Here is a 6,786-nt window from a genome sequence, read left to right as displayed (position 1 = left end):
GGTTGAGTGGTCTCAAACCGTGTCTTTCGACTTGTTGCCCACTCCCAATAGATTGCTTACTCAAAAATCAAAACAGGCTATTAATGATCTAACCAAGAAAGCAACAACATACCCAAACCAACCAACAAACACCAAAGGGGGAATAATATGGAATTATGGTTCGATGATTATCATCAAGAAGATGTCAAATTAGGCATTAATGTGCAAAAAGTCGTCCACACCGAACAAACGGAATACCAACATGTCGCGGTTTTAGACTCGAGAGAGTATGGTCGCATTTTAACGCTCGATGGCGAGTTAATTACGACGGAGAAAGATGAGTATTTCTACTCTGAAATGATGGCGCATGTGCCACTATCAGCTAATCCCAACATAAAAAATGTCTTAGTCATCGGTGGCTGCGACGGTGGCGTATTATGTGAATTAGAAAAGTATCAATCGATCGAAAATATTGATGTAGTAGAACTGGATCAACGCTTAGTCGAAATTTGCCAAGAACATTTACCGGAAACCCGACCCTGTTTTGATGATCCACGAGTAAGTTTATACATTCAGGATGCTTTAAAATTTGTGCGCCACTGTGAAAATACCTATGACTTAATTATTGTTGACTCAGCCAATCCCTTTGGTTTAAATGAATCCTTATTTACCCGTGAATTTTACGGCAATTGTTACAACGCTCTAACAGAACAAGGAATATTGTTGTCACAACAAGTAAATGGCTTTTATAACGAAGATGTCGAAGCATTCAAACATGTCATGAGTCGCTTAAAAGCAGTTTTTCCAATCAATGAGACGTATATGATTTCAGTACCGTCCTATGCAGCAGGTTATATCTTGGCTGGTTTTTCTTCTAAGAGAACGAGCTGGCAAGTCGATGAAGCCAATGTCCGTCTTCACCGCGAACAGATTGAAACCATTTATTATAATTTGCCTTTACATCAAGCAGCTTTTGCTTTACCTAATTATTTAAAGGAGTTGACCTAATATGAAACCTAATATTGAAACCTTTATCGCTTGTGATGCAAGCTTTGAGGAAGCAACGACGGTCATTTTTGGTGCGCCATATGATTCAACCACCTCTAACCGACCAGGGACTCGTTTTGCGCCGAAAGCGATTCGCAATGATTCTTTTGGTTTGGAAACTTATAGTCCGTATCAAGATAAAGACTTATCGGAAGTGAAAATCTTTGATTCTGGAGACTTAGAATTATCTTTCGGAAGAGTAGATTTGGCTTTACAAGATATTGAAGATCATGCCCGTGAAATATTATCAGCCGGCAAAAGACCGTTAATGATTGGTGGCGAACATCTAGTGACTTTAGGTCAATTTAGAGCAGTCGCTGAAAAATACCCCGATGTTTGCGTGATTCAATTAGACGCCCATACGGATTTACGTCAGGAATACTTAGGTGCTGAATTATCTCATGCTACGATTATCCGACGTCTTTGGGATATTGTAGGAGATGACCGGATTTACCAATTGGGGATTCGTTCTGGTGAAAAAGCAGAATTCGAATTTGCGAATGAACATACACATTTAACAAAATTTGATCTTACAGGCTTACCAAAAGCGATAGCAGATTTAAAAGATAAACCCGTTTATTTAACAATTGATCTTGATGTCTTAGACCCTTCTTCATTTCCAGGAACGGGTACACCAGAAGCCGGAGGCATTGACTTTATGACCTTATTAAAAGCGATTATCGATATTGCCCAATTAAATGTCGTGGCAATTGATGTAAATGAGTTATCCCCACATTATGATTTGAGTGGGGCATCAACTGCTTTAGCAACCAAAATCATACGAGAAATCTTATTAGCCTTTAACTAATTTGATTTAGTTAAACAAAATGCTTTCTGAATCGCTTTCAACAACAATAGCATAGTAATTAAGACAAAGAATCAGTTAATCAATAATATAACAGAGTCCAAAAATAAATTAATATAGATAACAACCAAGGAGGAATGAAAATGGCAAAAGCATTAATTATCGGAGCAGGTGGCGTTGCGAGTGTTGCGGCACATAAATGTGTGCAAAATAGTGAGGTTTTCACAGAGTTGTGTATTGCGTCTCGTACAAAATCAAAATGTGATGCATTAAAAGAAAAATTAGATGGCAAAGGGACGATTATTACCACAGCACAAGTTGATGCGGATGATGTGAATCAATTAATCGCCTTAATCGAACAGGAACAACCTGATATCGTCATCAACTTAGCATTACCATATCAAGACTTAACCATTATGGATGCGTGTTTAGCCACCAAAACACATTATTTAGACACCGCAAACTACGAACCAAAAGATGAAGCCAAATTTGAATATAAATGGCAATGGGCTTATCGCCAAAAATTTGAAGAAGCAGGCATTACCGCTATTTTAGGTTCAGGTTTTGACCCAGGTGTCACAGGCGTCTTTTCCGCTTATGCTCAAAAACATTACTTCGATGAAATTGAATACATCGATATTTTAGACTGTAATGGCGGTGACCATGGCTATCCATTTGCGACTAACTTTAACCCAGAAATCAATATCCGTGAAGTGTCTGCCAAAGGTTCTTATTGGGAAAATGGCGAATGGATTGAAACTGAACCAATGGCAATTAAACGTGAGTATCATTTCGACCAAGTAGGCGAAAAAGATATGTATTTATTACATCATGAAGAATTAGAATCTTTAGCTTTAAATATTAAAGGTATCAAACGTATTCGTTTCTTCATGACATTTGGTCAATCGTATTTAACGCACCTTAAATGTTTAGAAAATGTGGGGATGACCTCGATCGAACCGATTATGTTTGAAGGACGCGAGATTGTGCCGATTCAATTTTTAAAAGCTGTTTTACCAGACCCTTCAACTTTAGGACCACGCACAGTAGGTAAAACCAATATCGGCTGTATCTATCAAGGGACTAAAGATGGCCAACCCGTGAATTATTATGTTTACAATGTCTGTGATCACCAAGAATGTTACCGTGAAGTTGGTTCACAAGCTGTTTCTTATACGACCGGTGTGCCGGCGATGATTGGTGCTATGTTAGTGTTAAATGGTACTTGGGCTAAACCAGGTGTTCATAATGTAGAAGAGTTAGACCCGGATGCTTTCATGGATGCTTTAAATGAGTGGGGCTTACCATGGCAAGAAAACTTCAACCCAGTATTGGTGGACTAAGATGACAGAGCGCAACATTTCTTGGGCGGTTGACCAAGTGTCAACGCCCGCCTTTGTGGTTGAAGAAAATTTATTACGTCATAACTTAGAAATTCTAAAACAAGTCAAAGAGGCTACTGGTTGTAAAATCTTACTCGCTCAAAAAGCCTTCTCGATGTATTATCATTATCCGATGATGGCAGAATATTTAGATGGTACTACCGCTTCAGGGATTTATGAAGCACGTTTAGGACATGAACATTTTCCAGGCGAAGTTCATGTTTATTCACCGGCATTTCGTGATGAGGAAATGACTGAAATATTGCCAATCGCTGATCATATTGTGCTCAATTCCTTTACACAATGGCATCGATTTAAACACTTAAAGAATCAAACAAAAGCTAGCTTTGGATTAAGAGTTAATCCAAATGTTTCAACTCAAGATGGCCATGCGATCTATGATCCCTGTGCACCCGGTTCACGCTTGGGCATCTTAGTAACCGATTTTGAAGGACAAGATCTAACAGGCATTGACGGCTTACATTTCCATACCTTGTGTGAACAAGACTCTGATGATTTGGAAATTACCTTAAAAGCGATTGAAGCTCAATTTGGCGATTTACTATATCAAATGAAATGGTTAAACTTTGGCGGTGGCCATCATATTACTCGCTCAGGCTATGATATTGAACGCTTAATTCGGCTAATTAATCATATGCAAACGCGATATGATTTAACCGTTTATTTAGAACCAGGTGAAGCTGTCGCGTTAAATGCAGGTTACTTAGTAGCTTCTGTCTTAGATATTACCCATAACCAAGGCGTCACCAATGCCATCTTAGATACCTCAGCTACTTGTCATATGCCGGACGTACTTGAAATGCCGTATCGACCGCATATTATTAATTCAGGCCAACCAGATGAAAAAGCTTATACCTATCAATTGGGCGGACCGACTTGTTTAGCCGGTGATATTATTGGGACCTATTCGTTTGACCAACCACTCGCAATCGGTGATAAACTAATCTTTTGTGATATGGCAATCTATTCGATGGTGAAGACCAATACGTTTAATGGCATGCCCTTAGCCAAAATAATGGCTACTGACAGTCAAAATAACCTTAGCATCATTAATCAATTCGATTACAATGAGTTTAAAAGAAGACTATAAAAAAGATTAATGTTTGTTTATAAAATAGAATCACAATAATTAACTGAATCAAGACAAAGAACAGAATTGAATTTTCTCCATTGGCGAAAATTTGATTCTGTTTTTTTAACGAGGAAAAAATTGTCAGTTTTAGTTACAACTATCACTTTTAGCCGTCTAACTGATTTTTAGATAAAATTTCAAATTAATCAAATTTTTATCTAGTGAAAAGAAAACTGCTAATGTAACTTAACTTTTTAAGAATTAATTAAGAATACTAAATAATATTGCTTAAAACCCAATTATATGCTATCTTTTAACTGATAGGGTGTCTTAAAATTTAGGTTTGATCTACTATCTAAACGATATAACATTGAAGGGGGAATGTTTCATAATTTTAATTAAATTTATTTTTTATTACTTATATAGTGTCGAGTGTACTTTATTATAATTAATTTATATTAGGAACATAGTTGCAAGTATTAAAATACTAAAGAGGTATAAGAGGACTTTTGTTCTAAAAAAACTATTTCATAGTTATCATTTGATTGTTTGTATTGATATGATTGTTTGTATTGATAGTTGGCGAAGGAACTTAGATGTCGATCACAATTATTATATTATTCTTAAAACATGGGATAAATTGAATCTAAAAATAATTATTAAAACGACATCGCCTTGAATAAATAAAGTTCATCAAAATGGTGAATGAGTCAATAATAGAACATTTAATTGTATTATGCTTAAAAATAATCACTAAATTTAATATATTATAAAAATAGATTCTTTTTTTATTTTAAAAGATTTTTAGGAGGGAAGAGCATGGAGAATGGAAAAAATAGGTTTTATCATGTGCATAAATTGATAACTTTCTTATTTTTATTTTTTCAGATATTCACGGGTAGAGAAATCTTGCTAGCAAATGCAGCAGATATTTCAAACGAAAACATTGTTACGAATGTCACAATGGAAGAAAATTTTACAAGTGGAGACGGTTCGAATGATCATAATGTCACGGTTTATGCAGAGTTTACACTTCCAAATACAGCTCAATCAGGAGATACTTTTTCGATTGTATATGACGAAAAACTTTCTTCAATAGGAAACGATACTGATATCCCCGTCAAATCCGCGAATGGGATTGTAATCGGGCAGATGGACATTGATGCTACAACTAGAACTGTCAAAGTAACTTTGAATGATAATGTTACAAAATATAACAATATTAAAGGAACCTTATCTTTTGAACGTGAAGCTGACAGAAGTGAGTTTACACAGGGTTCTGGGGAATATTCTTTCAACTTTATAACTGGTGATAAGACTATTACTGCAAAATCCAATATCCAATTTACAAATAGTGGTTTCTTTAACCATGGTTTAGCCAAATATCCAGTTTCATATGATCCAGAGACTGGGTTACATAAGTGGGTCATTATTGTTAATCCACAACAAGCTAATATGCCAGTGTCAAGACTAACTGATAGAGTGCAGTCAGGCAACATGACGATCGAATCTTATAAAGTTTATACTGCTACAACAGTCTATGAAAGTTTAGGTTATGAATTAGGTGAATTTTTAGGTGGTGCTAATGTTTCAGCAGGATCATTTAATATAAACTTAGATTCAGGAAGAAATTCATATATTATTGAAGTTTATACTAAAGGAAATCCCAAAGCACAAAATGCGTTTGAAAACTCTGCTACTATTGTTAGACCAGACAATAGTTACAGCACGGCTAATGCCTATATTTATCAATTAGATGCAAAAGCGGATGCAGAAGGCGAAGAGGTATCCTATGAATTTTATAAAATTGATACTTCTAAAAACCCTTTAGAGGGTGCGGAGTTTACAGCAACTAATGACTATGATCAAACTGAGGTTCATACATCTACTTCTGACGCTGAAGGTAAAGTAACATTTACAGGATTGAACTCAAATTCAGTCTATACGATTAAAGAAACAAAAGCCCCTAATGGCTATGTCACAGATGAGTCGTTCTATGCAGAGTTGAGTTTTGATGATCAAGGGAATGCTGTCGTAACTCTATATAATGCAAAAGAGGGAACATATTTAGATGGCAATACCCTACATATGGTTAACTCACCACAAAAACCAGGTATGACGGTAGAAAAATCAGCTACTCGTGTCACAGACAGTGCTGATGTAGCTTATGACGAGGTTAAATTTAAAGCTGAAGGAGATAAAATCTACTATAGCTTTACCTTTACCAACACAGGAACTAATGAAATTACCGCCATCACATTTACTGATGAAAAATTAGGTATTCACGATCAAGTGATTACCCTTGACACACCGTTAGCACCACAAGGTACCTATACATACGAAGTAACAACACCATATGTTGTTACAGCTGAAGATGTAACAGCAGGATCAGTGTTGAATACTGTGACGTCGACTGGTACGACACCAGATGGTGAAACCCCACCAGGTAAAGATGAGAATGAAGTACCAGGTACACCAAT

6 protein-coding genes are annotated in these 6,786 nt (G+C 36.3%); all 6 read left to right on the top strand.

The features are described from left to right. The coding region (locus GSA01S_RS11005; RefSeq protein ID WP_217994645.1) for a hypothetical protein at positions 1–193 on the top strand (193 nt) is incomplete at its 5' end. Next, positions 148–987, top strand: coding sequence for a polyamine aminopropyltransferase (gene speE, locus GSA01S_RS08840; protein WP_066126741.1), 840 nt, complete (start codon positions 148–150; stop codon positions 985–987). The genes GSA01S_RS11005 and speE, both read left to right, overlap by 46 nt. A gap of 1 nt (position 988) precedes the next feature. Then, positions 989–1,834: an agmatinase gene (gene speB, locus GSA01S_RS08835; protein ID WP_066126740.1), complete on the top strand. Its 846-nt coding sequence runs from the start codon at positions 989–991 to the stop codon at positions 1,832–1,834. Positions 1,835–1,974: 140 nt separating this feature from the next. Beyond that, positions 1,975–3,174, top strand: coding sequence for a saccharopine dehydrogenase family protein (locus GSA01S_RS08830; RefSeq protein ID WP_066126738.1), 1,200 nt, complete (start codon positions 1,975–1,977; stop codon positions 3,172–3,174). A gap of 1 nt (position 3,175) precedes the next feature. Next, the gene (nspC, locus tag GSA01S_RS08825; RefSeq protein WP_066126736.1) at positions 3,176–4,324 is read left to right on the top strand and encodes a carboxynorspermidine decarboxylase; all 1,149 of its coding nucleotides are present in this window, start codon (positions 3,176–3,178) and stop codon (positions 4,322–4,324) included. An 801-nt stretch (positions 4,325–5,125) separates the two neighbouring features. Further along, positions 5,126–6,786 (top strand): SpaA isopeptide-forming pilin-related protein (locus GSA01S_RS08820; RefSeq protein ID WP_157064813.1); only part of this gene is annotated, 1,661 nt, incomplete at its 3' end.

The organism is Globicatella sanguinis NBRC 15551 (genome assembly GCF_001552295.1).
Classification (GTDB): domain Bacteria; phylum Bacillota; class Bacilli; order Lactobacillales; family Aerococcaceae; genus Globicatella; species Globicatella sanguinis.
The sequence above is the reverse complement of the archived record's forward strand: the minus strand, read 5'-3'. Positions and strand labels throughout refer to the sequence as shown.